The organism is Vibrio tarriae (genome assembly GCF_002216685.1).
Lineage (GTDB): Bacteria > Pseudomonadota > Gammaproteobacteria > Enterobacterales > Vibrionaceae > Vibrio > Vibrio tarriae.
Genome location: NZ_CP022353.1, coordinates 1,644,379 through 1,668,403 on the forward strand (window position 1 = coordinate 1,644,379; position 24,025 = coordinate 1,668,403).

General features: G+C 48.4%; 24 protein-coding genes. 5 read left to right on the forward strand and 19 right to left on the reverse strand.

From position 1 onward, the window contains the following. Window position 1: 1 nt before the first annotated feature. The 6 genes from CEQ48_RS13150 to htpX all read right to left on the reverse strand — a co-directional run bounded on the left by CEQ48_RS13150 (window position 2) and on the right by htpX (window position 5,556). Window positions 2–1,243, reverse strand: coding sequence for an SAM-dependent methyltransferase (locus CEQ48_RS13150; protein ID WP_198301150.1), 1,242 nt, complete (start codon window positions 1,241–1,243; stop codon window positions 2–4). Next, complete coding sequence (locus tag CEQ48_RS13155; RefSeq protein ID WP_089071556.1) at window positions 1,233–2,042, reverse strand: DUF1365 domain-containing protein; 810 nt, start codon at window positions 2,040–2,042, stop codon at window positions 1,233–1,235. The genes CEQ48_RS13150 and CEQ48_RS13155 overlap by 11 nt, the downstream gene beginning before the upstream one ends. Beyond that, window positions 2,042–3,319: an NAD(P)/FAD-dependent oxidoreductase gene (locus tag CEQ48_RS13160; protein WP_181710750.1), complete on the reverse strand. Its 1,278-nt coding sequence runs from the start codon at window positions 3,317–3,319 to the stop codon at window positions 2,042–2,044. The genes CEQ48_RS13155 and CEQ48_RS13160 overlap by 1 nt, the downstream gene beginning before the upstream one ends. Before the next feature lie 13 nt (window positions 3,320–3,332). Then, window positions 3,333–4,058 carry an SDR family oxidoreductase gene (locus CEQ48_RS13165; protein WP_089071558.1) on the reverse strand — a complete coding sequence of 242 codons (726 nt, stop codon included), beginning with the start codon at window positions 4,056–4,058 and terminating at the stop codon, window positions 3,333–3,335. Continuing rightward, window positions 4,055–4,474, reverse strand: coding sequence for a nuclear transport factor 2 family protein (locus CEQ48_RS13170; protein ID WP_198301151.1), 420 nt, complete (start codon window positions 4,472–4,474; stop codon window positions 4,055–4,057). Before CEQ48_RS13170 ends, CEQ48_RS13165 begins: the two co-directional genes overlap by 4 nt. Window positions 4,475–4,692: 218 nt before the next feature. Then, window positions 4,693–5,556, reverse strand: a complete 864-nt coding sequence (gene htpX, locus CEQ48_RS13175; protein WP_089071560.1) for a protease HtpX — start codon at window positions 5,554–5,556, stop codon at window positions 4,693–4,695. A 264-nt stretch (window positions 5,557–5,820) separates the two neighbouring features. Between htpX and CEQ48_RS13180 the strand changes: the two genes are divergently transcribed. Beyond that, window positions 5,821–5,991, forward strand: a complete 171-nt coding sequence (locus tag CEQ48_RS13180; protein WP_181710751.1) for a hypothetical protein — start codon at window positions 5,821–5,823, stop codon at window positions 5,989–5,991. Between the two features lie 66 nt (window positions 5,992–6,057). Here CEQ48_RS13180 and bioD read toward each other — a convergent pair whose 3' ends face one another. The 4 genes from bioD to bioB are packed head-to-tail and all read right to left on the reverse strand — an operon-like array spanning window position 6,058 to window position 9,740. Continuing rightward, window positions 6,058–6,753, reverse strand: coding sequence for a dethiobiotin synthase (gene bioD / locus CEQ48_RS13185; RefSeq protein WP_181710752.1), 696 nt, complete (start codon window positions 6,751–6,753; stop codon window positions 6,058–6,060). Further along, entirely contained in the window at window positions 6,750–7,553 is an 804-nt protein-coding gene (gene bioC, locus CEQ48_RS13190; RefSeq protein WP_089071562.1) for a malonyl-ACP O-methyltransferase BioC, read from the reverse strand. The genes bioD and bioC overlap by 4 nt, the downstream gene beginning before the upstream one ends. Then, a complete protein-coding gene (bioF, locus tag CEQ48_RS13195; protein WP_089071563.1) occupies window positions 7,550–8,704 on the reverse strand; it encodes an 8-amino-7-oxononanoate synthase in 1,155 nt (384 codons plus the stop codon). Before bioF ends, bioC begins: the two co-directional genes overlap by 4 nt. Then, complete coding sequence (bioB, locus tag CEQ48_RS13200; RefSeq protein WP_089071564.1) at window positions 8,688–9,740, reverse strand: biotin synthase BioB; 1,053 nt, start codon at window positions 9,738–9,740, stop codon at window positions 8,688–8,690. Before bioB ends, bioF begins: the two co-directional genes overlap by 17 nt. Before the next feature lie 132 nt (window positions 9,741–9,872). Here bioB and bioA point away from each other — a divergent pair, with 132 nt between their 5' ends. Further along, complete coding sequence (gene bioA / locus CEQ48_RS13205; RefSeq protein ID WP_198301152.1) at window positions 9,873–11,153, forward strand: adenosylmethionine--8-amino-7-oxononanoate transaminase; 1,281 nt, start codon at window positions 9,873–9,875, stop codon at window positions 11,151–11,153. Between the two features lie 107 nt (window positions 11,154–11,260). On the opposite strand, the gene serS is transcribed toward bioA, so the two are convergent. The 4 genes from serS to CEQ48_RS13225 all read right to left on the reverse strand — a co-directional run bounded on the left by serS (window position 11,261) and on the right by CEQ48_RS13225 (window position 15,358). Then, window positions 11,261–12,568 (reverse strand): serine--tRNA ligase, encoded by a 1,308-nt coding sequence (gene serS, locus CEQ48_RS13210; protein ID WP_089071566.1) that lies wholly within the window; start codon window positions 12,566–12,568, stop codon window positions 11,261–11,263. Window positions 12,569–12,671: 103 nt separating this feature from the next. Beyond that, complete coding sequence (locus CEQ48_RS13215; protein WP_000073977.1) at window positions 12,672–14,021, reverse strand: replication-associated recombination protein A; 1,350 nt, start codon at window positions 14,019–14,021, stop codon at window positions 12,672–12,674. A 24-nt stretch (window positions 14,022–14,045) separates the two neighbouring features. Then, the gene (lolA, locus tag CEQ48_RS13220; protein ID WP_089071567.1) at window positions 14,046–14,642 is read right to left on the reverse strand and encodes an outer membrane lipoprotein periplasmic chaperone LolA; all 597 of its coding nucleotides are present in this window, start codon (window positions 14,640–14,642) and stop codon (window positions 14,046–14,048) included. Between the two features lie 95 nt (window positions 14,643–14,737). After that, window positions 14,738–15,358: a YecA/YgfB family protein gene (locus tag CEQ48_RS13225; RefSeq protein ID WP_089071568.1), complete on the reverse strand. Its 621-nt coding sequence runs from the start codon at window positions 15,356–15,358 to the stop codon at window positions 14,738–14,740. A gap of 165 nt (window positions 15,359–15,523) precedes the next feature. Here CEQ48_RS13225 and dusC point away from each other — a divergent pair, with 165 nt between their 5' ends. Further along, complete coding sequence (dusC, locus tag CEQ48_RS13230) at window positions 15,524–16,486, forward strand: tRNA dihydrouridine(16) synthase DusC (protein ID WP_089071569.1); 963 nt, start codon at window positions 15,524–15,526, stop codon at window positions 16,484–16,486. A gap of 3 nt (window positions 16,487–16,489) precedes the next feature. Here dusC and CEQ48_RS13235 read toward each other — a convergent pair whose 3' ends face one another. The 4 genes from CEQ48_RS13235 to CEQ48_RS13250 form a co-directional block, all read right to left on the reverse strand. After that, a complete protein-coding gene (locus CEQ48_RS13235; protein WP_089072378.1) occupies window positions 16,490–17,959 on the reverse strand; it encodes a GGDEF domain-containing protein in 1,470 nt (489 codons plus the stop codon). A 167-nt stretch (window positions 17,960–18,126) separates the two neighbouring features. Next, complete coding sequence (locus tag CEQ48_RS13240) at window positions 18,127–18,921, reverse strand: ABC transporter ATP-binding protein (RefSeq protein ID WP_089071570.1); 795 nt, start codon at window positions 18,919–18,921, stop codon at window positions 18,127–18,129. Beyond that, complete coding sequence (locus CEQ48_RS13245) at window positions 18,918–19,862, reverse strand: ABC transporter permease (RefSeq protein ID WP_181712621.1); 945 nt, start codon at window positions 19,860–19,862, stop codon at window positions 18,918–18,920. The genes CEQ48_RS13240 and CEQ48_RS13245 overlap by 4 nt, the downstream gene beginning before the upstream one ends. Window positions 19,863–19,976: 114 nt before the next feature. Further along, window positions 19,977–20,942 carry an ABC transporter substrate-binding protein gene (locus tag CEQ48_RS13250; RefSeq protein WP_089071572.1) on the reverse strand — a complete coding sequence of 322 codons (966 nt, stop codon included), beginning with the start codon at window positions 20,940–20,942 and terminating at the stop codon, window positions 19,977–19,979. Window positions 20,943–21,374: 432 nt separating this feature from the next. Here CEQ48_RS13250 and CEQ48_RS13255 point away from each other — a divergent pair, with 432 nt between their 5' ends. Continuing rightward, on the forward strand, window positions 21,375–21,785 hold the full coding sequence (locus CEQ48_RS13255; protein WP_089072379.1) for a VF530 family protein: 411 nt from the start codon (window positions 21,375–21,377) through the stop codon (window positions 21,783–21,785). Window positions 21,786–21,905: 120 nt separating this feature from the next. Here the strand turns inward: CEQ48_RS13255 and yfbV are convergent, their stop codons facing one another. Continuing rightward, window positions 21,906–22,358, reverse strand: coding sequence for a terminus macrodomain insulation protein YfbV (yfbV, locus tag CEQ48_RS13260; RefSeq protein WP_089071573.1), 453 nt, complete (start codon window positions 22,356–22,358; stop codon window positions 21,906–21,908). 352 nt (window positions 22,359–22,710) lie between these two features. Between yfbV and CEQ48_RS13265 the strand changes: the two genes are divergently transcribed. Then, complete coding sequence (locus tag CEQ48_RS13265; RefSeq protein WP_089071574.1) at window positions 22,711–23,907, forward strand: acetate kinase; 1,197 nt, start codon at window positions 22,711–22,713, stop codon at window positions 23,905–23,907. The last annotated feature ends 118 nt before the right edge of the window (window positions 23,908–24,025 follow it).

Below are 24,025 nucleotides of genomic sequence, written 5' to 3' on the forward strand. Positions count from 1 at the left end.
ATTAATCTCGTTCAAAAGTCATGTGCACGGTACTGATGCTACGGGCTAAAAAGCCACCTTCGCAGTAACAAAAGTAATAACGCCACATACGGATGAAACGTTCGTCATACCCAAGATCACGCACTTTCGGCAGTTGCTGCTCAAAGCGGTCACGCCAGTGTTGCAACGTCAGTGCGTAATCCATGCCGATGTCATGCAAGTTACGCAACACCAACCCAGTACGTTTGGTGGCTAATTCGGTCAACACACTGATCGAAGGCAAAAAACCGCCGGGGAAAATGTATTTCTGAATAAAGTCCACGTTATTGCTGTAGCTTTCATAACGCTGATCGGCAATGGTGATTGCCTGAATCGCCATTTTGCCGCGCGGCTTCAGTAACGCATAGCATTGGCTCAAAAACGTCGGCAAGTAGGCCTTACCCACCGCTTCAATCATTTCAATCGATACCAACTTGTCATACTGACCGCTCAGCAAACGGTAATCTTGTTTGAGCAGGGTAATTTGGTTATTTAGCCCAAGTGCCGTAATTTTTTGCTGTGCGTAAGCATACTGCTCTTCAGAAATGGTGGTGGTGGTGACCTTACAGCCATAGTGCTGCGCCATGTAAATCGCCATCGCGCCCCACCCCGTACCAATTTCTAACACGTGATCGGTCGGTTTCAGTTGTAGTTGCTCACACAAACGCTGCATTTTGGCTTGCTGCGCCTGCTCTAGTGAGAGCTCAGGTTGGGTAAACAGCGCGCTGGAGTAAAGCATCTCTTCATCGAGGAACAGTTGGTAAAGCTCATTCCCCAAATCATAGTGCTGGTGAATATTATCTTTGGCTTGATCTATGGTGTTGCGTTTGAGCCAGTGAGTGAAACGGTTTAACCATTGAGTCACAGGACTACTTTGACTTTCTAGCTTATCCAGCGTACCGAGGTTGGCAGCCATCAACTGCATCAAAGCCGTCAGATTAGGGCTTTCCCACCACCCTTCCATGTAAGCTTCTGCGGCAGCAATACTGCCGCCCTTCAATACTCGGCTGTAAAAATCCGGGTGCTTAACCTCGATCACGGCATGAATGGCATCGGGCTTATTTTGGCCAAATTGTTCATGCTTGGTTTGGGTTTGGTCGGGGAAATGTTCTATCACCGTTAAATTGCCTTCGAGATACTGTAATGCACGGTGAATTACGCTGCGGGCACCTTTCTGCCAGCTGGTTAGAGAGCCGGATATTTCCATCGACGAGCTATTTAACATGAGGTTGCTCCTTATTATTGTTCTGAGTTTGGTCTGGGTGCGCATAAAACGGGGCACCTTTGCGCCACAATTTGAAAGCGTGCCAATAAATGCCTAATACCACTTTTACTGCCATGATCGGCGTTTTGATCAATCGAGGTAATAAATTGCTTGCGCTCAAGGGTTCAGCCTGCATCGCTAAGGTAGCATCAAACTCTTTATCACTACGATGACACTCAAGATGGATCATCAGCGCGCGAGTTAAGGGTTTAATTTTCCAGTGGTATCTCTGTTCGATGGGATTGAATGGCGAAACATGAAACGCTTTCGCATGCTGCCACTTAATCACGGCAGCCTCTTCAAAGGTTAATGCTGCTTGTGCTGGAACCGCATAGTAGTGGCGCTCGTTCCACGGGGTATTACTGACTTCAGCCAGCAAATAACGCCAACGCTTTTCGCTATCGTAGACGTAGTAAAAGTTGACTGGGCTAAAATAGATTTCGAGATAGCGCAGATGCAGCAAAGCCACCACTCTGCCGCCTTCTATTCGCTCTCCCGTCAGTTGCTCGACCTTATCAAGCACCGCTTGTTTGAGCGGGCCTTGCCCGAGGTAATCCTCACGGCGAAAACGCGCCCAATGCCACCAACGCTCACCCAATCCCCACACTTTATCCGCCAACTGTGGCCATTCATCTAAATCAATACAAGGCATAAACAGCGGATAATTGAGTGCGTGCTCGACCGGCGTAAAACGTCGGTGTCTGACGTGTCCAACCATCAAACAACTTTGCCACTCGGCGCTATCTTGGGGCACAGGCATTAGGCCGCTCCTTGCTCACTGCGCTGTGCGTAAGCTTCCAATTGGGTTACCACATCCAGCGCACTGCGTACCCCATCTTCATGAAAACCGTTATGCCAGTATGCGCCACAAAACCAAGTATGGTTGACACCGCTGATCTGCGCTTTTTTCTGCTGCGCTTCAATCGCAGGACGAGAAAACACCGGATGATGATAGGTAAATCGGCGCAGTATCTTGCTCGGGTCAATGTCCTCACTACTATTGAGTGTGACGCAGAACGTCTCTGGCGCTTCAATATGCTGCAAAATATTCATGTTGTAGGTCAAAGATGGCAAGCGCGTTTCTTGATTGGCTTCACCTTTCAACCAGTAATTCCAAGCCGCCCAAGCCGCTTTACGTTGGGGCAGCAAACGAGTATCCGTATGGAGCACCACTTCATTCGCCTGATAAGCGAGTGCAGACAGCAGTTGTTGTTCGGTGGAACTTGCATCACTGAGCATGGCAAGAGCTTGGTCGCTATGGCAAGCAAAAATCACCTCATCAAAACGCTCACTCTGACCATTGACCACAACGTCTACCCCAGTTGGTAAACGCTTCACTTGAGTGACCGCGCTATTGAGGCGGATGCGATCACCAAATCCTTGGGTTAAAGGTGCAATATAACTGCGCGAACCGCCGGGGATCACATACCACTGCGGACGATTAGTAACATCCAGTAGGCCATGGTTTAGGAAAAAGCGCGCGAAAAACATCAGAGGGAAAGCTCGCATATCAGCCAGAGAGGAAGACCAAATCGCCGCCCCCATGGGCAGAATGTAGTTTTCACAGAAGTATTCAGAAAACTGATGCTGAGCCAGAAAATCACCTAAGGTTTGCTCATTCGCCAATTGATTATCGACGCACGCTTTCGTTAAACGGTTAAAGCGTAAAATCTCCGCGATAAAACGATAAAACTTTGGATTCAGCCAGTTACGCTTTTGAGCGAATAAGGTAGTCAGGGTATGCCCGTTGTACTCCAAACCGTTAGCATCATTGCGCACACTGAAGCTCATCTGCGTCGGTTTACCTTGTACGCCAATCTCATCCATCATTTTGATGAAATTAGGATAGGTTCTGTCGTTATAAACGATAAAGCCCGTATCCACTGCGTATGGCTTACCCGCAAGCTCAACATCCACCGTCGCAGTGTGCCCGCCAATGTAGTCATTGGCTTCGAATAGGGTGATATCGTGATAACGGTGCAGATAGTAACCACAGGTTAAACCTGAAATGCCCGAGCCAATGATTGCAATTTTCATCAAAAAATCCTTATTAAGCCTTCAACAGACGTCGAACTAAGCGACCTTGCCATGCATAAGGCAAAGCACCGAGTAGCCGAATCAGCCAAGTAAATCGTTTAGGGAAATAGAGTTGTGACACACCGCGCGCCAAGCCAGCTTTGATCTCCTGGGCGGCACGCTCTACTGTGATGATCATCGGCATGGCAAAAGTATTGCGATCCGTGAGTGGTGTGGCGACAAAGCCCGGAAAAATGGTGGTAACTTCGATACCAAGCGGACGCCAATCGAGTTGAAGCGTTCGTGCTAAATAAGCGACGGCCGCTTTGGAAGCGCCATAAGCTTCTGCTCGCGGCAAGACCAACTCACTGGCAATCGAGCCGACAATCGCCACACGGTGACCACGCGACAAATGTGGCTGTATACCTTCAATCACCGCCGCTACGCCAAGCACATTGATATTGAACACACGTGCCATCAGTGTGACATCCATCTTGCCATCATCGATGTATTCACAATCGCCCGCATTTAAAATCCAGAGTTCTGGCTGACATGGAAGCTGCGCTAATGCCGCTTTTGTACCGGGATGATCGGTGACATCAAACGCCAAGGGAAAAATATTGGCGTGTTGTGCCTGCAAGCTGTCTAACACCGGCTGATTACGTCCACACGCAATAACTTGCCAACCCTGTATGGCATAATCCAATGCCAGTTGTTTACCAATTCCGGAGGTCGCACCGGTAATGAACACCGCGGTCATTGTCCTAGTCTCCGCTTAATCGCGCGGATAACTTGCCCCAACACAGGCAATTGCTCATAAAGCATTTCCCCCATATCGAAATAATCGCGATGGTAGGTCACTTTGCCCTCGGCAAAGCGCAAGTGGCTCACGCCTTTCACATCCACCTGTTCGCCCTTGGCTAATTTTGGGTGACGTAAATGCATGGTCCAGACCAAAAACGCGCGCTCATTGACCGCATACTGCTCATGAATGGTAAAAGTACAGGTATGAACGTTTTGGTAAAGATTCAAAAAATACTGGTAAAGGGCGTCAAACCCTTCGATGTGATGTGCGGCATCTTCAAACACCACATCAGGATGATAGATTTCAATCAGCCTATGTAATTGGCTCTTATCTAATTGTTGATAAAACTGCGCGACGTGTTGTACGTCCATAATGCTCATCCCTAAAGTTATACAAATTTAAGATTCGTATAATGCATTACAACCATAGTTGAGTTTGTAAAGTTGTACAAGATTTTTTCTGTACAACTTTATACTTCATGTTACGAAACTCAGAATGTAAGGGATCACTAAAGAGCGTTAAGAAAACGAGCTCAAGAAAACTATAAATCAAGATAAACAAAACCAGCCCGAAGGCTGGTTGGAAGAGATTACATATTGCGCAGTGCTGCGATACGTTTTTCAAGGGGTGGGTGAGTCATCATTAATTCGGATAGAGAGCGTTTACCTGTGATGCCAAACGCCATCATCGAACCTTCAAGATGCGACTCCTGACCCATTTTCAGACGTTCTAACGCCGCAATCATCTTGTGTTTACCGACTAACTGCGCGGCCCCCGCATCAGCGTAGAATTCACGACGGCGGCTGTACCACATGGTGATAAAGCTTGCCAGCAAACCAAATACCAGCTCCAAAACCATAGAGACACCGAAATAGACCATCATGTTGCTGCCTTCACCTTCTTCCGAATCACGTGAAGCCACGATATTGGCAATAAAGCGTGACAAGAAGATCACGAAGGTGTTTACCACCCCTTGCATCAGCGTCATGGTGACCATGTCACCGTTAGCAATGTGGCTAACTTCATGAGCCAGCACGGCTTCGGCTTCATCACGCGTCATGTTGTGCAGCAAACCCGTTGAGACCGCGACCAGAGAATCATCACGCTTAGCCCCCGTGGCAAACGCATTCATATCTGGCGCATCATAAATCGCCACCGTTGGCATACCGATACCCGCTTGGCTTGCTTGGCGACGTACCGTTTCCAATAGCCAATGTTCCATCTCATTGCGTGGAGTATCAATGACAACACCACCCACTGAGCGTAAGGCCATACTTTTCGACATCAACAGTGAAATAAATGCACCGCCAAAGCCAAACACAGCCGCCATCACTAACAGACCAGACAAACTCCCTGGTTGCATACCCGTGACGGCATAAACAATATTCAAAACAACACTAAGCACCAATACGACAGCAAGGTTAGTTGCTAAGAATAACAATATACGTTTCATGACTTACTCTCCGAAGGAAACTTCTCAGCTGATGCGATGCGCGACTTTACCACACATCGTTTGTTCTTATTTACAACATATGTTCTGCCATTTGAAAAACAAGGTTAAGCAGTAAATTGCAACATTTAATGTCCAGATTCTGTTCAGCCAACGCTGAGGAAGCAAGAAGGTGGAAGGGTTAGACTTTGGTCGTATTGAGATAGTGTGAACGAAGGCATAGAGTGCGTGAGTCAAAGGAATTTAACCATAAACAAAGGAAAACACATGGCTGAAGCACATAGCTACCAAATGGCGATTGATTTACTTTGTTGTCATTTAGGTATCAGTGAACAAGAAGCTCGTACTCAACTCGGATTGGAAGCCAAAGAGCAGACACTGCAAAAGCAGATTGTCGAAACTCAGCAATCCCTGATGGGACTGAGTACAGAAAAGTAAGCACTTCGGATACTAAAAAGGCAGCTCACGTATGAGCTGCCTTTTTGTATTATCATTTGTTATCACTTACGCGGTAGGCGTCGTTTCTAGCACGTACTCGAGATTGATATACTTACCCAATTCCTGACGCTTCGCGCTCGGCATATAAGGGATTTCCCCCAATTTCGGTGCACCGAGCCGCCCCTCTAGATGCTCAATGATCTCCGCATAATGCTCAGTCCCTGGGTTAATCCGGTTAGCAACCCAGCCGATCAACTCAAGGCCATCGGCACGAATCGCTTCCGCCGTTAAAATTGCATGGCTCAAGCAACCTAACTTAATTCCAACGACTAAAATCACGGGCAAGCGCTCTTGTTTAACCCAAGTGGATAAACAATCAGAATCCGATGTGGGTACTCGCCAACCACCAGCCCCCTCAACTACCACCAACTCCGCATTTTGTTTATGTTTCGCTAGCTTATTACTCAGCAACGCATAATCAATCACCACATTTTCATGTTTAGCTGCAATGTGAGGAGATGTCGGCAGAGCCAAAGCGTAAGGATTCACATCGTCATACGGCATTGTCACTGTTGCTGCTTTCATGAGATGCAAAGCATCTGAATTGCGATAGCCAAATTCCGTTTTATCACTACCCGCCGCCACTGGTTTGTAACCAATCGTGGCAATATTCTGCGCCGCTAGCGCCTGAAGAATCGCTTTTGATGCGACTGTTTTCCCAACGTCGGTATCCGTCCCTGCGATAAAAATTGCATTTCTCATCGGTGAATAACCCCTAAACAAACTTGATATGTGGCAGGCACAAGACCCTGTTGGTTACGAAATGATTGGTAGGCCAACTCAACTTTTGCCAACGTTCGGCGACTGATCAGCCCCGTTGAACGCCCATTGACATGATTGGCACCGATCCCTTTTAGATCGCGCATCAGTGCGAAGGCTGTCTCATACCAAACGGTGATTGGCGCTAAGTCTAAGTGATGTTGCGCACACTCGGCTTGCGCTAACGCAATTTTTACCTGATTGATGGAAATGAACTGATTGATATGACGATGGTGATCAACACTTCGCCAAGCCTCTTGTAGCTCAAACAAGGAGCCATCGAGCAAGGTCGAAACAAAGGCTTGACCTTGTGGTTTGAGCACTCGCCGTACCTCACGCAAAGGCAAAGATAAATCTTCACACCATTGCAGCGCTAAGCTAGAAAACACCAAATCGAAACTGGCTGGTGTTAAAGGCAGTTGCTCGGCATCCGCTAACTGGTAATGCATACCCTCATCGCCACAGCGTTGCCTTGCTTGCTCAAGCATGGCTAAAGAAATATCGGCGCATACCACCTGCGCACCACGTTCACGCAGTAACGCAGAAAAATACCCCGTTCCGCAACCGAGATCGAGCACCAACAAGCCATCCATTCGACTCGGCATTTTATCGAGCAAACGTAATCCAACATCGCGTTGAAAGGCCGCATGTCGATCATAATGCTCGGCGGCTTTGCCGAAAGCTTGAGCAATAGCACTTTTATCTTTCAGCTCTGTATAAAGTTCGCAAGCGGTCATACTCATGCGCGCTTCTCCATCACTCTTTGTAACTGTTCAGCCAGATAGCGGACTTGTTGCTTTGAGTGTGCTGCTGTCAAGGTAATGCGTAATCGCGCGCTACCGACTGGCACAGTCGGTGGGCGGATTGCACTCACCCAAATACCTTGCTGTTTCAGTTGATGGGATGCCGCCATTGCTTGCTCGCTGCTGCCTAATAGCCAAGGTTTGATTGGCGTTGACGTCGACACATAACCCGGCGTGTCACTACACCATTCATCAAAACACGCCATCAGCTCAGCCAGTTTTTCTCTACGCCAAGACTGACTTTGGATCATCCGCGCAGCATGAGTCAGAGCATGCGCTTGTGCCGGAGGCATAGCGGTGGAATACACATGGTGGCGTGCAAATTGCGTCAGATAATCGCCAACGTGTGCATCACACAACACCGCCGCACCTGCTAACCCAAAAGCTTTACCAAAAGTAACGACCAGAATCTCGGGATGAATCCCTGCTGCTTGACAGCTCCCCGCCCCATCCTCTCCAAGCACACCAATGCCGTGCGCATCATCCACCATCAACCACGCGCGCTGTTTCACCAAAGTTGCAATTTGCGCCAAGGGTGCGCAATCGCCATCCATACTAAACACCCCTTCCGTCACCACTAAGCTGTTGCTCTGCTCATTCAGTAATTGGCGAAGATGATCTGTATCATTGTGCTTAAAGCGTTTCATGGTGGCAGGACTTAACATACCCGCTTCCATCAAGGAGGCATGATTCAGTTTGTCTTGCAGCAGCAAGTCTTCTTTTTCGAGCAAAGTAAACAACAGGGCTTGATTGGCACTAAAGCCTGAACTGAACAAGATCGCCCGCTCGTAACCAAGCCATTGACACAACTCATGCTCTAACTCAGCATGGGCGGAGCTAAAACCAGTCACCATCGGCGAAGCGCCACTGCCTGCGCCAAAGCGCGCCAGACCTGTTTGCCAAGCCTGCACTAACTCAGCATCACTGGCTAAACCAAGGTAATCGTTGCTTGAGAAGTTCAGGTAAGTACGATCTTGCTGAATCAGTTCCCCTTGTGCGCTTCGCTCTAAAAGCTGAAGACGGCGCGTCAGCCCTGAATGTTCACGCTCATTCAGAGCTTGCTCAATCCGCGACTTAAAGCGCAGCGTCATAGAATAAATCGCTGGCGGTTGGGCGCGCTGCTACGCGTTCAACGACACGATCCAGCAGTTCATTTTCCGTGATTTCATCGGGCTTTTGCGCCACTTGTTCACGATTAATACCTAGCTTTTTAAACAGCAGCATATCGCTATCTTCTGCTGGGTTGGGGGTGGTCAGCAGTTTGCAACCGTAGAAAATCGAATTGGCTCCGGCCATAAAGCACAGTGCCTGCATCTGCTCATTCATCTTCTCACGTCCGGCTGAAAGACGAACCGCGGATTTCGGCATCATAATGCGTGCTACCGCAATCAAACGCACAAAATCGAAGGGTTCCACATCATCTACTTGTTCCAGTGGCGTACCTTTCACTTTGACTAGCATGTTGATCGGTACACTTTCAGGATGGGTCGATAAGTTCGCCAGCTCAACCAATAACCCAGCGCGGTCATTGGTGCTTTCACCCATACCAATAATCCCCCCTGAGCAGATCTTCATCCCAGCATCACGCACGTGCGACAAGGTATCTAAGCGGTCTTGGTATGTGCGTGTAGTGATGATGCTGCCGTAAAATTCAGGCGAGGTATCAAGGTTGTGGTTGTAATAATCCAGCCCCGCTTGCGCCAATTGCTGCGCTTGATCTGGCGTCAGCATACCCAGCGTCATACAGGTTTCTAGCCCCATATCCTTGACGCCGCGGATCATCTCTTTGAGCAGCGGCATATCACGCTCTTTCGGATTCTTCCACGCCGCGCCCATACAAAAACGGGTCGAGCCTGAATTTTTGGCTTTTTGCGCCGCATCCAATACGCGCTCGACTTCCATCAAACGCTCTTTATCTACATCCGTACGATAGTGAGCACTTTGCGGGCAATATTTGCAATCTTCTGGACAAGCGCCGGTTTTGATCGACAGCAGCGTGCTGACCTGCACATGGTTGTGCGGATGATGAAGACGATGCACCTGCTGCGCTTCAAACAGCAGATCCATAAAAGGTTTATCCAGTAACGCTTTGACCTCAGCGACCGTCCAGTTATGACGAACTTCCACGTGTAATCCTTATTGGGGTTATTGGTTTTATGCTTGGCTAGTCTACTGACAGGCGTTAGACTGTCAACAACAAGAAAATCACAAGGTTTACATGTGATTACTAATTAATCTTTTATTAATTTTGGAATGATGATGGATTTAGCCTTCGACCGTTGCCATATCTGGCATCCCTACACCTCTACTCTAACACCTCTGACCTGTTATCCGGTAAGCCGAGCCGATGGCGTAATGATCACGCTTGAGGATGGACGCAGCTTAGTTGACGGCATGTCCTCTTGGTGGGCGGCGATCCACGGTTATAATCACCCCACACTCAACCAAGCGGCGCACCAGCAGATTGAGCGGATGTCACACATCATGTTTGGTGGGTTAACTCATCAACCCGCGATTGAGCTTTGCAAAAAGCTGCTCAAACTCGCGCCCAACAATTTACAGCAAGTGTTTCTCGCCGATTCAGGTTCGGTCGCCGTAGAAGTGAGCCTGAAAATGGCGTTGCAGTATTGGCACAGTAAAGGTCAGCCGAGAGCAAAGTTTCTCACCCTACGTCACGGCTATCACGGCGATACCTTCGCCGCAATGTCAGTGACCGATCCGGATAACTCCATGCACAGCCTGTACAAGGGTTTTCTGCCCGAGCATATTTTCTCTAACTCGCCAGAAGGTGGATTTTTTGATGCATGGGATGATCGTGATATTGCCGATTTTCGTGACAAACTTGCTGAACACCACCACCAGATTGCCGCCGTAATTCTTGAGCCTATCGTGCAAGGCGCTGGGGGTATGCGCATCTATCACCCTGAGTTTTTACGCCAAGTGCGCGCTTTGTGTGATGAATTTGGTGTGCTGCTGATTTTGGATGAGATTGCGACCGGCTTTGGCCGCACAGGCAAACTCTTTGCCTGTGAACATGCGGGAATTCAACCGGATATTCTCTGTGTGGGCAAGGCACTCACTGGCGGATACATGACGCTATCCGCTACCCTCACTACCCAACAAGTGGCCGATACCGTCTGCGCAGGAGAAGCGGGTTGTTTTATGCATGGCCCTACTTTTATGGGCAATCCGCTGGCTTGCGCGGTGGCGAGTGCGAGTTTATCGCTGATTGAGCAAGGCGATTGGCAACAGCAAGTCGCGAACATTGAAGCGTTTTTTGCCGAACATCTACCTAAACTCAATAATTTTCCACTGGTGAAACAGACTCGTTGGCTAGGTGCGATTGGGGTGGTGGAGACACATTTTCCGGTCAATATGGAGGTGATTCAGGCTCTCTTTGTAGAGTATGGTGTTTGGATCCGCCCCTTTGGTCGGTTGATTTACCTAATGCCACCCTATATTAGTCAACCTGAACATCTGCAAAAACTGGTGGATGCCATTGCAGCCGCGTTAAGCCAACCAGACTGCTTTAAACAATAGACAATACGCTGCGCAACAAACGGCAAGCATAAAAAAGCCGACATCACGTCGGCTTTTTTCATTCTTATGTGCTTTGGGCGCTGATTTTCCCTTGATGGGAAACAGGATTAACCGATATGGGTTAAACCGCCCATGTACTTTTGCAGTACCGCAGGAATCACAATACGACCATCGGCTTCTTGGTAGTTTTCCAAAATCGCGACCATGGTACGACCCACTGCCAAACCAGAACCGTTCAGTGTGTGCACCAATTCAGGCTTCTTCTCACCTTTGCGGCGGAAACGCGCTTGCATACGACGCGCTTGGAAATCCCACATGTTTGAACAAGAAGAGATTTCACGGTACGTCTTCTGCGCTGGAACCCAAACTTCCAAGTCGTAAGTTTTGCACGAGCCAAAGCCCATGTCGCCCGTACACAGAATCACTTTGCGGTAAGGCAGCTCCAGCAGTTGCAGAACTTTTTCTGCATGGCCAGTCAGCTCTTCCAATGCCGCCATGGAATCTTCAGGGCGAGTGATTTGTACCAGTTCCACTTTGTCAAACTGGTGCATACGGATCAGACCACGAGTATCACGACCATAAGAACCCGCCTCAGAGCGGAAACAAGGCGTGTGTGCGGTCATTTTCAGAGGCAGTTCAGCTTCATCCAAAATGGTGTCACGCACTAAGTTAGTCACTGGCACTTCTGCGGTTGGGATCAGTGACAGACGGCGTGGCTCTTCATCACTGGCTTTCTCAGTCAGAGGCTCAGTGTGGAATAGATCCTGACCGAATTTTGGTAATTGACCTGTACCGAACAGCGTTTCCGCGTTCACTAGGTAAGGTACATACAGCTCAGTGTAACCGTGTTGATCGGTGTGCAGATCCAACATGAACTGTGCGATAGCACGGTGCAAACGAGCAAATTGACCTTTCATCACCACAAAACGCGCACCCGTGATCTTGGTTGCGCTAGCGAAATCCAGACCGTCGCCCATTTCGCCCAAATCCACATGATCTTTCACTTCAAAATCATAAGTTTTTGGTGTTCCCCAACGAGAAACTTCTACGTTTTCGCTGTCGTCTTTACCGTTTGGCACTGCATCGTCTGGAATGTTAGGCACGGTTTGGGTGATCGCATCCAATTGCGCCATAACCGCATCCAGTTCAACTTTTTTCGCATCCAGATCGTCACCCAAGGTGCCGATTTGTTGCTTAACCGCTTCTGCGCCCGCTTTGTCGCCAGACGCCATCAGTTGACCGATTTGCTTGGAGATGGAGTTACGCGTGGATTGTAAATTCTCAACTTCTACTTGAATGGACTTACGTTGTTCTTCAAGAGTACGGATAGTCTCCACGTCGAGTTTAAAACCGCGACGTGCCAATTTTGCAGCTGTTTCGTCCAGCTCAGTACGAAGTAATTTAGAATCCAGCATTGCTAATCCTATGCTTTAAGAGTTGCGAGAAAGCGCGTGTGCTTCCTTTTTAGCCAAAGCCACGCGTATTGAAATTTACCCTGCCAAAGATAACCAAAAGGCACTACTTTTCATAGCGCTTTTGTGGGCTTTTTGCGTTCAAATCCGCCAGATACGCTAACTTTTCAGCAATCTTAGTTTCTAGCCCGCGTTGAGTAGGCTGATAGTAGCGAGTTCCACTCATTTCTGGTGGGAAGTAGCACTCCCCTGCAGCATAAGCGCCCGGTTCATCATGGGCGTAACGGTATTCCTCGCCATAACCGAGATCTTTCATCAATCGCGTTGGGGCATTACGCAGATGCGGCGGCACTTCAAACTCAGGCAGATTATGCGCATCCGACAGCGCTTGTTTCCACGCGGTGTACACCGCATTGCTTTTCGGCGCGCACGCCAAATAGACAATCGCTTGAGCAATCGCGCGCTCGCCTTCTGCAGGCCCCACACGGGTAAAGCAATCCCAAGCAGAAAGCGCCACTTGCATGCCCCGCGGGTCGGCATTACCAACATCTTCAGAGGCAATCGCGAGCAGACGGCGCGCGATATACAAAGGGTCACAGCCTGCGGAAATCATCCGCGCCGCCCAGTACAGCGCTGCATCGGGATCGGAGCCTCGAATCGATTTGTGTACAGCGGAAATCAGGTCATACCAAATATCGCCCTTGTTATCAAAGCGCGACACCTTTTCACCAGCGACTTCGGCCAATAAAGGCAGATCAATCTGCTTGCGTCCCTGATCATCTTCGCGAGCCATATCGTACAGCAGTTCAAGATAGTTGAGCGACATGCGCGCATCGCCATTGACCAGTTCGGCTAGGCGATCCAACACGTTATCAGCAAATACCGCCGCCACTTTGCCAAGCCCGCGTTCAGTATCCGCAATCGCTTGATGCAAAGCTTGCAGAATTTCTTGTTGATTGAGCGAGGTAAGCTTATAAACCCGCGCGCGGGAAAGCAGCGCGTTATTAAGCTCAAAAGAAGGGTTTTCCGTGGTTGCGCCAATAAAAGTGACCGTACCATCTTCAATATGCGGCAAAAATGCATCTTGCTGCGATTTATTAAAACGATGGACTTCGTCGACAAACAAAATGGTGCGGCGACCACTGAGTTTGTTCTCACGCGCTTTTTCGATCGCGGCACGGATCTCTTTGACTCCAGACGTCACTGCCGATACGCGTTCCACTTCCGCATTCGCGTAGTTGGCTGCCACTTCGGCTAAAGTGGTTTTTCCGGTGCCCGGAGGCCCCCAAAGAATCATCGAGTGAATATGCCCCGCTTCTAATGCGCGGCGCAGCGGTTTTCCCGGCCCTAAGATGTGTTGCTGACCAATATACTGCTCCACGGTTTGCGGACGCATACGGGCAGCTAACGGACGAAAATCTTCGTCGCCGGAAAAATCTAAGCTGTAATTACTCACTCGACTCGCTTCCTTGGTGCTGATTTAGTTACGCTGATCGTCAACTTCCACGCCTTTCGGCACTTTGTAGTTAAATACGCTAGCGTTTGGTTTCTGCTGTTTCACCTTACTAAAGGTAAATTCGCTCTGCTGACCATCTTGCTCAATCACTTTAAAACCTTGCACCACCCCTTTCTCACTGATGGTGATTTGGAAACGGCCTTGGTTTGAATCCAGCGCAGTAGGCGTCAGGGTAAATACATCACCCTTTTCTTCCACATGATAGGTATCCCAATCGCTGGCTTTATTACGAGTCAGCAGCACAAAAGGCGTCTGCTCTAAAGCTTCTTCGGCGCGGTACAAGGTGACCTGCTCCACGAAAGGATCGAAATGCCATAAAGTTGTACCGTCAGAGACCAGTAAGTTTTCATCCGGCGTTTCGGTTTCCCAACGAAATAGGCTCGGACGAGCAATATCCACCTTACCATTTCCGGTCAGGATCACTTTTCCCTCTGGGCTTAATACTTGCTGATTAAAGGTCGCGCTGAAGCCTTCACTCATGGCTAAACGCTCACTTAAGGTATCTTTAGGGGCCGCAATGGCCGAGAAACTACAAAATAACAGGGCTAACCATTTGTTCATGCTGACTCTGCTCCAAGAAATTTAGCGATGAGGAAGATAATAAAGCAAAAGCCTAAGCGTTTGCCTTCTCTAACGTGTCAGTGATGTGTAATAAACTATTGCCCACAACACTGTTTGAATTTTTTACCGCTGTCGCAAGGGCAAGCATCATTGCGGCCAATGCCTTTAAACGGATTCACACTTTGTGCTTTAGCGCCGAGCATGGCTTCATCCGCCGCAAGCGCGACTTCATGCACCATGAAATTCAGTTGCTCGATCAAATCGGCGAGCGCTGGAACTTGTTCATAGCCCGCTTCGCGCATTTGCGCTTGGGTTTGCGCTTCATCAATCGCCAACATCAAGGTGGTCAATAATGCTTGCAGCATACGAATCGAGCCATCTGCAAATGCGCCTTGCTGCCACATGGGTTCTACCTGTGGCCATAATTGCATAAAGCCTTCCGCAAAATCTGCCAAACCTTGCTCACGCGAGGGTGCATGCTCGGCCAACAATGCCAACAAATCATAACCGTTGCCTTTAAGCTTCTGGTATTGCTGATGAATTTGCTCGGTCACCGGTTGTAATAGCGCTTGATGTTGCTCGACAAACAGCTCGGGGAGCCACTGCTCAGGATCGAGCGGACGAGTCGCAAAATTAGCAGCGAGCACCACACCTTCAATAAACAGATCCGACTCAGGGCATTCAATCGCGCTGAGATCGATCAGGGAATAATTCATAGAAAACGCTTAATACAAGGAAAGTTGCGCCGCATTATATACTCAAAGCTAAAGAAGTGGCAGGTCGTCACACTGAACTTGAATCAGAAAGGATGGGTGACATTTATTGATGCTACTACTACAATCTCGCTCCCTTTTCTTCAGCGCTAGCCGGTATTCATCACTATGCGAGTTATTTTAGGCCCGATGGAGGGCGTGTTAGATCATTTGATGCGTGACATGCTCACGCAAATCAATGACTACGACTTCTGCGTCACCGAATTTGTGCGCGTAGTGAATCTGCTGCTGCCTGATCATGTGTTTTATCGCCTCTGTCCTGAATTACGACAGGGTTCTAAAACCCCGTCCGGTGTTCCAGTCAAGGTGCAACTGCTTGGGCAAGACCCACACTGGATGGCCGAAAACGCGATCCGCGCTGCTGAGCTTGGGGCTTATGGCATCGATCTTAATTTCGGTTGCCCTGCCAAAATGGTCAATCAAAGCAAAGGCGGCGCGGCTCTTTTGCAGCATCCCGAGCTAATTTATCAGGTAGTCAAAGCGTGTCGTGACGCGGTGCCTGCGCACATTCCTGTTTCGGCGAAAATCCGCTTAGGTTGGGAAGATCCGGAAGATTGTTTTGAGATTGTCGATGCCGTTGCGCAAGCTAAAGCCGATGAGCTCACTGTGCACGCGCGCACCAAAGCCGGAGGCTACAAGGCCAGCGAAATCAAATGGCATTACATTGACCAGATCCGCCAAAAATGCAGTATTCCATTGATTGCTAATGGTGAAGTGTGGAATTACGCCGATGGTCAAGCTTGCATCCAAACCACAGGTGTCGATTCACTCATGGTGTGCCGCGGCGCGCTCAACGTGCCGAATTTAGGCAATGTGGTCAAACACAATCACGTCGCCATGCCTTGGCATGAAGTGGTGGATTTGCTACTGAGCTACACGCAATTTGAAGTGCGTGGTGACAAAGGCAAATACTACCCAAACCGTATTAAGCAGTGGTTTGCTTATCTGCGCCACGCATACCCTCAGGCTAATGATCTGTTTGGTGAATTACGTACTTTGACTCAAGTCGAGCCGATCGTTGATCAATTGCAGCGTTATAGCGATCAATTGCATCGCACCACCCTAGCTTAATCATCAATACACCAACTGACTTTTGCCGCTGGTCTTCGCGATATACAACTTCTCATCAGCGGCTTTAAACAAATCTTCAAAACTGCGCTCTGCTGTACTTTCAACCACCTCTATCCCACCCGATATGGTAAAGCCTGGTTCAATTATCAAAGGCGAATCGTGGCAAACGGCATCAAAAATGCGCTGCATAATTCTCGTAATCTGCTCTTTTTCTTTCGCCGTCACATAAACCACAAACTCTTCGCCACCAAAGCGCGCCACGGCATCTGAGCTGCGGATATGGTTTTCAATCTGCTCACCAATGTAGCAGATCACTTTATCGCCTACATCATGGCCATAGGTGTCATTGACTTGTTTGAAATCATCGATGTCCAACACGGCAATGGCTAAATATTGGCTGTGCCGTTTACCTTTCAGAAAGCTTTCCATACCTCGGCGATTAAGCAACCCTGTCATCGGATCGCGTGACGCAAGCTCGGCATAGTGTTGACGATCCCAACGGGTATTGAGATAAATCAGCCCCCCCGTCAAGAATAAGTAAACTAAAGCCACGACGAGCAAATTGCCTCTTTTGTGTTGCAAGAAACTGTATAGCTCAGCTTTGAAATCCAGTTGATAAAATATCACTTGATGGTAATCAACGTAATTGCTGACTAATCGATAAGGTCGGTAAGCTTCAGTGGGAAGTGGCTGCTCTTCAAGGTCGATAATCCCAAAACCGGATGCTAAATGTGGCATTCGCCCCAATAGCTCACGTATGCCAATATCGACTGCGACCAACCCTTGATAGTTCGATTGTAAATAGACGGGCAAAATCAAAGTTAATAACCACTCATGCTCCTCTCTAATCACCGAACGATAAGGCCCATCCACCGCGATCATATTTGGTGCAGCAATCGCATGACTCCACAAAGGACTCTCTTCGATAAAATCTCTAATTTGCTGAAAAGTCACATTTGCACCTAACGTATCGGGCGATGAAATGATATAGCCGCTGGTATCCACATAGTGCACACCATAAATGTACTCATCCATGTCGTGCAAAAATGAAAGCATGGGAGCCATAGAAAGCCTGGTTTGTAAACTTGGATCGTGGCTTGGTTTGGTGTCACATAATGAGGCATCCCCAATCAACATATAACTCAGATTTAATTTGGGTACGGCAAAATTGGAGCTAAAGCCTTGAGCAAGAACCAGCCCATCTATTGGTTTGATTTGACAAACATTATTGACCACACGAGCGGAGTGTTTGAACAATATATTCTCCGCGGGACGTTGATTATGCGTAAAAGTATAATCCAGTGCTGTCACCACTTTTTCTGCTCGAACAAGTTGCTGCTGCATATCCGCATATGCATCATCAATCTCTTGGTTAAGATCCTCCAGATATTGCTGAGAGAACGAAGCGACCAGCACAAAAACGACAAGCAGTGGCGCGCAGATAATCCAAGTTAAACTCATGCGCTGATTCATCATTGCCTGCTAACCTCTAGAAATGAAAAACCCACCATAAACAGATAACGCTTATGATGGGTAAGGATATTGCGTTGCGACGATTATGCCCAAAAAACACTAAAAAGTGCTAGTGCTTGATGGTAATAACAAGCCCCGTTTTCACCGTTTTCGGTTAAAAAAAGCGATCAACTCAGCAAAAGGCTGTCATCCGCCAACTCTTCTCCGCGTACTTTCGAGAACATCTCAAGCAGCTCCGGTACTCCCATGTTTGCCCGTTGTTCACCCGTGACATCCAATACAATCTGACCTTGATGCAGCATGACGGTACGATCACCACAAGCCAGAGCATCTTTCATCGAGTGCGTCACCATCATCACCGTCAGATTGAATTCTTTAACGATTTTTTTCGTGAGATCGATGATGAATGCGGCCATGCGCGGGTCAAGTGCTGCGGTATGTTCATCGAGTAGCAAAAGTTTACTTTCTGACAGTGTCGCCATTACCAAACTTACTGCTTGGCGCTGGCCGCCAGAGAGCAGACCAATATTGTCACCGAGGCGATCTTCTAACCCCAAACCGAGGATGCTGATACGTTCTTGAAACAACTTGCGGCGCTGATTGGAAAGCGCCAAGTTCCAGCCACGTTTCTTACCACGCATGTAGGCGAGTGCCATGTTCTCTTCAATCGTGAGTGCACCGCACGTTCCGGCTAACGGATCTTGAAACACACGCGCGCACAGATTCGCACGCTGATCCACACTCTGTTTAGTCACATCAATCTCATCAATTAACACCTGACCACCCACGATGGGAGTTTCACCTGTAACCGCGCCGAGTAGGGTCGATTTCCCAGCCCCATTAGAGCCGATCACAGTTAAAAATTGGTGCTCCGGAACTTCTAGCGATACGCCGCGCAATGCGCGATTTTCCAAAATCGTGCCGGGGTTAAAGGTCACCTGAATATCTTGTAAACGGATCATGCTGCATCTCCTGACACGCTTCCCTGCTGAGAGACTTCAATCTTCTGAGCAGGTGCGTTACGCTTTTTTGATTTTAAATTCCTTTTAATCTTCGGCATGATCAGAGCCAGAGCCACCAACACGGCAGTCACCAAGTTAAGGTCTGAAGCTTGTAAGCCAAACATGCCTGAACTAAGTGCGAAGGCAACGGCTAAGCGGTACAGCACAGAACCGACAATCACCGCCACAACAGCGACCCAGATTTTGCGACCGGGGATCAGGGTTTGCCCTAAAATGACCGCAGCAAGCCCCACCACAATCGTACCAACACCAGAAGTGACATCCGCAAAGCTGTTGGTTTGCGCAAATAGAGCCCCTGCAAAACCGACAAATCCATTAGACAGAGCCAAACAGAAATACGTGTAAAACGCGGTGCTTGCCCCTTGGGCTGCCACCATACGAGCGTTGACGCCTGTGGCTCGCAACCCTAAACCGAAATCGCTGTTTAAGAGCCGAACCACTAACAACGCAGAGATCACAACCAATACACCCACCACCAGTGGACGGATTAACACTGGATCACCGAGGGTTTCAAACGGGGTCAAAATAGTATCTTCACCTAATAAGGCCAGATTAGGACGTCCCATAATGCGGATATTGATGGAAAATGCAGCAATCATGGTCAAAATCGAGGCCAAGAGATGCAAGATACCACATCGCACACTGAGAAAAGCCGTGACCCAACCGGTAGCGGCGCCAGCAAGAATGGCCAAGCCTGTCGCCACCCATGGGTTAATTCCTGCCACAATCGCAGTAGCCGCCACAGCAGCGCCCATTGGGAAACTGCCGTCGACGCTCAAATCAGGGAAATCCAGCACTCGGAAAGTTAAATACACGCCCAAAGCTACTAAGCCATACAACAAGCCAAGCTCCAAAGCGCCAAAAAAGGCAAAAGCAGACATACATACTCCTTTCTGCTTACAGAAGTTGAAATACCCCAACTCCTTGGGATATACGCTTCCGACGAGGGGCTAGCGCGTAAAGCGTTACCCCCTCGTCATTTGGATAGAGCTTACTTATTTGGTACTGGTTGCACGCGCAAGTACGGCTTCAGGAATGGTGACTCCTAACTGTTCTGCGGCGGTTTTGTTGATCACAAGATCCGAACCTTTTGCCACTTGAACATCAAGCGAACCCGGCTCTTTACCTTCTAAAATAGCCGCCACGTAGTCAGCGGTTTGCACGCCGATTTGGTAATAGTCAAAACCTAGGCTGGCAATCGCGCCGCGTTCTACATAAGAAGTGGCTGCGCCAAAGACTGGGGTTTTGGCTTGATTAGCTGCCACAATCATGCCTTCAATCGCGCTGGCGACCGTGTTGTCGATCAGGGCATAAATCACATCGGATTTTTCAGCAATCGCTTGGGTGGCTGATTGAACATCAGCACTTTTCAGCGCAGTAGCTTCGACCAGCTTAATACCATGCTTTGCAGCCGAGAGTTTGAGTAACTCCATTAAGCTGACCGCATTGGCTTCACCTGGATTGTACACCACGCCAATCGATTTGACGTTAGGTAGGATCTCTTTAATCAGTTCAACATGTTGTTCAACCGGAGACAAATCTGACAAACCTGTCACGTTTTTTCCCGGTTGTTCAAGTTGTTTCACCAACTTAGCACCAACAGGGTCAGTCACTGCGGTAAACACAATAGGAATGGTTTTTGTGGCAGAAACCAGTGCTTGGGCGGTAGGTGTCGCAATACCGACTAAGACATCTGGGTTTTCACCGACAAATTGACGGGCAATTTGGACCGCAATCGCAGGATTACCTTGCGCGGTTTTGTAATCAAATTCTAGATTTTTGCCCTCTTCATAGCCTTTGGCTTTCAATCCATCGAGTAGCCCTTGACGTGTCGCATCTAAAGCGGGGTGTTCCACAATTTGTGATACCGCGACTTTGGCTGTTTTGGCCATGATACTCTGGGAAGACAGTAGTGCAGCTCCGGCTAGAACGGCGGTAGCAATAACTTTGCCTGCTCTCATCTTAACTCCTTGATATAAAGCATAGTTTTTATGATGTTGTGTGTGGGTGTAGCTTTAATAGTTGTTATTGGACACTCAAGGTGTCTCTGACAACATTATTACCAGTAACTTTAGGCAAAGGGAAGTAGGATTTAACAGTTAAATAACAAGAAAAAGTGCAGAATTTGGTCAATGTCGAAAATGGAAGTGAAGTTAACTATCTCCCCAAACGACGTGGAGCGACAGAGGATGGTAGGTCAGTTCACTCCCATGAGCCCAGATAGACTCTGTGACTAAGGTGACCCCATAAAAGATGATCCCCATAACAGATAACCATAGGGATGTAAGATCAACTCTGCTAGAATGCGCCCCCTCTGCAGGATTCAACAAGTGCAGGTGCCAAATCTTAATATACCGACCCTATCTACCGTTTATCCTTAGGAGCCGATGATGATGACCGTTCAAGAAAGAATCGAACTACAAAAAAACAACCCATTACACGGCCTTAAGTTAGAAACCTTACTGCAAGAGCTGGTGGATTTTTATGGCTGGGATATTTTAGATACCGCAATGCGCTTTAACTGCTTTCATACCAAGCCTTCGATTGCCAGCAGTGTCAAATATTTAAACAAGACCGAGTGGGCACGAGAAAAACTAGAAAATTTTTATCTCTATCGCTTTAAACGAATGCCTCGCGCTTCCAGTGAAGAGTTTACTCTCCCGCCACGCGCACGAACTTTCCCTCACGGCCTACAGCCCAAAGAGCCGATGCCATTAACGGTAGACTCTATTTTGAAATCTCAGGCGAAAGCGGCCTCTGCTCATAAAGAAAGAACGTCTCGCAATCGCTACACTCAGCGCTAACTGATCTTGATCTAATGGGATAGGTTGACTTGGCACACGGCAAGTTTCTGTGACCAACTATTCGATATGCTATTCGATATTCGTTGGTCACACTGATGGACAACAGTCTACACAGCGGCCTTAAAACCAGCGTTCTAGCGCTGTATCATCCAGTTGCCGAAACGCGCGATTCAACACTTGCGCGAGCTCTTTGTAACGTGGTTTGCTTTTGATCGGCTCCAGTGCAAAACCGGTTTCGACGATCTTCATATAGAGTTCGCGATACCAACTTGCAAGCGCCGGCGGCAATTGGGTATTGGCACGATTGCCCAGCCACCAAATACCTTGCAGTGGCAAACTCATGGCAAATAAAGCGACCACAATCGCTTGAGGCATGGCTTGGGTATTCGTAAACACCATTTGTGTCAGTACGCTGATCGCGGCAACGGCTGGCATCACTTTAATCGCAAAGCGTGTCGCTTTAATCACGCGTTGCTCAGGGAACAGTGGATTTAACTCTTTGCGCATCGGCCAAATATCCATGTACTTCTGGCCATCTTTTAGGCTATGCACTATGCCGACTTTATTATTCATATCCACTTCCTCGCTGCTCTTTGCTCAAGCCACTAAAATCTAGTTGAATGATTCAAAAAAAGACGCAAAAATTTGACAAAAGCTAATATTGATTCAAATTTTTTTTGTTATATTTGCCCATTATCGCTATGCTCTGCGGACTCTCAATCTCATTGTTGCCCTTATTTACAATTTAGGCAACGTTGGGACGATTCCTGCACGGATTGCATCGACGATTTATACTGACTTTGTCACGTCTCCACGATACGGAAATTGACGTTTTATTGACCGAGATTAGGGCGCGTTCATCGATGCGTCATCTACTCTTGGTACTGATTTTTTTATCTCAACCGATTATTACAGGTAGTCACTCATGTCTAAGCTGGTTTTAGTTTTAAACTGCGGTAGTTCTTCACTTAAGTTCGCAGTTGTTGACGCTCAAAGCGGTGAACAACATCTTTCAGGTCTTGCTGAATGTTTACACCTTCCTGAAGCTCGTATCAAGTGGAAATTGGACGGCAAGCACGAAGCTCAACTGGGCGAAGGCGCAGCACACGATGAAGCTCTGTCTTTCATCGTTGAAACTATTCTTGCTTCTAAACCAGAACTGGCCGCTCAACTGAAAGCGATCGGTCACCGCGTGGTACACGGTGGTGAGCAGTTCACTCAATCTGCACTGATTGACAACGCTGTACTAAAAGGTATCGAAGACTGTGCCGCATTGGCTCCACTGCACAACCCAGCTCACATCATCGGTATCAAAGCGGCGCAAAAAGCGTTCCCTGAGCTGAAAAACGTTGCGGTATTCGACACTGCGTTCCACCAAACGATGCCAGAAGAAGCGTACCTGTACGCTCTGCCATACAACCTGTACAAAGAGCACGGTATTCGTCGTTACGGCATGCACGGTACGTCTCACCTGTTCATCGCACGTGAAGCGGCTGAGCGTCTTGGCAAACCTGCAAACGAACTGAACATCATCAACTGCCACCTAGGCAACGGTGCTTCTGTTTGTGCGATCAAAAACGGCCAATCGGTTGACACCTCTATGGGTCTGACTCCACTGGAAGGTCTGGTGATGGGTACTCGTTGTGGTGATATCGATCCTGCGATCATCTTCCACCTGCACGACACGCTGGGTTACTCAGTCGAGAAAATCAACACCATGCTGACCAAAGAATCAGGTCTGTTAGGTCTGACTGAAGTGACTTCTGACTGCCGTTTCGTTGAAGACAACTACGGTCAAAAGGAAGAAGCAACTCGCGCAATGGACGTGTTCTGCCACCGCCTAGCGAAATACGTGGCTGGCTACACTGCAAGCCTAGACGGCCGTCTGGATGCGATCACCTTCACTGGTGGTATCGGTGAAAACTCTGCGCCAATCCGTGAAATGGTTCTGAACCGCCTAGCGATCTTCGGTATCACGGTTGACAGCGCAGCAAACCTGAAAGCCCGTTTCGGTGGCGAAGGTGTGATCACGACGGCTGACAGCCGTATCCCAGCGATGGTTATCGCCACTAACGAAGAGTTAGTGATTGCAGAAGATACTGCTCGTTTAACGAACATCTAATACGCCTTACACTGGCTAACTCAGGTTAGCCAGTGTCATTTAGGGGCTCAGCGTAAGCCTAATCTGCGTTTGAGCTTTGTCACTTTCAATCTAAGCACCTTAGATTGGTATCAATAGT

Bases quoted from the DNA above. Each gene is read 5' to 3' on its own strand.
- CEQ48_RS13150 (WP_198301150.1), bottom strand. From the start codon at position 1,243: ATGTTAAATAGCTCGTCGATGGAAATATCCGGCTCTCTAACCAGCTGG.
- CEQ48_RS13155 (WP_089071556.1), bottom strand. From the start codon at position 2,042: ATGCCTGTGCCCCAAGATAGCGCCGAGTGGCAAAGTTGTTTGATGGTT.
- CEQ48_RS13160 (WP_181710750.1), bottom strand. From the start codon at position 3,319: ATGAAAATTGCAATCATTGGCTCGGGCATTTCAGGTTTAACCTGTGGT.
- CEQ48_RS13165 (WP_089071558.1), bottom strand. From the start codon at position 4,058: ATGACCGCGGTGTTCATTACCGGTGCGACCTCCGGAATTGGTAAACAA.
- CEQ48_RS13170 (WP_198301151.1), bottom strand. From the start codon at position 4,474: ATGGACGTACAACACGTCGCGCAGTTTTATCAACAATTAGATAAGAGC.
- htpX (WP_089071560.1), bottom strand. From the start codon at position 5,556: ATGAAACGTATATTGTTATTCTTAGCAACTAACCTTGCTGTCGTATTG.
- CEQ48_RS13180 (WP_181710751.1), top strand. From the start codon at position 5,821: ATGGCTGAAGCACATAGCTACCAAATGGCGATTGATTTACTTTGTTGT.
- bioD (WP_181710752.1), bottom strand. From the start codon at position 6,753: ATGAGAAATGCAATTTTTATCGCAGGGACGGATACCGACGTTGGGAAA.
- bioC (WP_089071562.1), bottom strand. From the start codon at position 7,553: ATGAGTATGACCGCTTGCGAACTTTATACAGAGCTGAAAGATAAAAGT.
- bioF (WP_089071563.1), bottom strand. From the start codon at position 8,704: ATGACGCTGCGCTTTAAGTCGCGGATTGAGCAAGCTCTGAATGAGCGT.
- bioA (WP_198301152.1), top strand. From the start codon at position 9,873: ATGGATTTAGCCTTCGACCGTTGCCATATCTGGCATCCCTACACCTCT.
- serS (WP_089071566.1), bottom strand. From the start codon at position 12,568: ATGCTGGATTCTAAATTACTTCGTACTGAGCTGGACGAAACAGCTGCA.
- lolA (WP_089071567.1), bottom strand. From the start codon at position 14,642: ATGAACAAATGGTTAGCCCTGTTATTTTGTAGTTTCTCGGCCATTGCG.
- CEQ48_RS13225 (WP_089071568.1), bottom strand. From the start codon at position 15,358: ATGAATTATTCCCTGATCGATCTCAGCGCGATTGAATGCCCTGAGTCG.
- dusC (WP_089071569.1), top strand. From the start codon at position 15,524: ATGCGAGTTATTTTAGGCCCGATGGAGGGCGTGTTAGATCATTTGATG.
- CEQ48_RS13235 (WP_089072378.1), bottom strand. From the start codon at position 17,959: ATGAATCAGCGCATGAGTTTAACTTGGATTATCTGCGCGCCACTGCTT.
- CEQ48_RS13240 (WP_089071570.1), bottom strand. From the start codon at position 18,921: ATGATCCGTTTACAAGATATTCAGGTGACCTTTAACCCCGGCACGATT.
- CEQ48_RS13245 (WP_181712621.1), bottom strand. From the start codon at position 19,862: ATGTCTGCTTTTGCCTTTTTTGGCGCTTTGGAGCTTGGCTTGTTGTAT.
- CEQ48_RS13250 (WP_089071572.1), bottom strand. From the start codon at position 20,942: ATGAGAGCAGGCAAAGTTATTGCTACCGCCGTTCTAGCCGGAGCTGCA.
- CEQ48_RS13255 (WP_089072379.1), top strand. From the start codon at position 21,375: ATGACCGTTCAAGAAAGAATCGAACTACAAAAAAACAACCCATTACAC.
- yfbV (WP_089071573.1), bottom strand. From the start codon at position 22,358: ATGAATAATAAAGTCGGCATAGTGCATAGCCTAAAAGATGGCCAGAAG.
- CEQ48_RS13265 (WP_089071574.1), top strand. From the start codon at position 22,711: ATGTCTAAGCTGGTTTTAGTTTTAAACTGCGGTAGTTCTTCACTTAAG.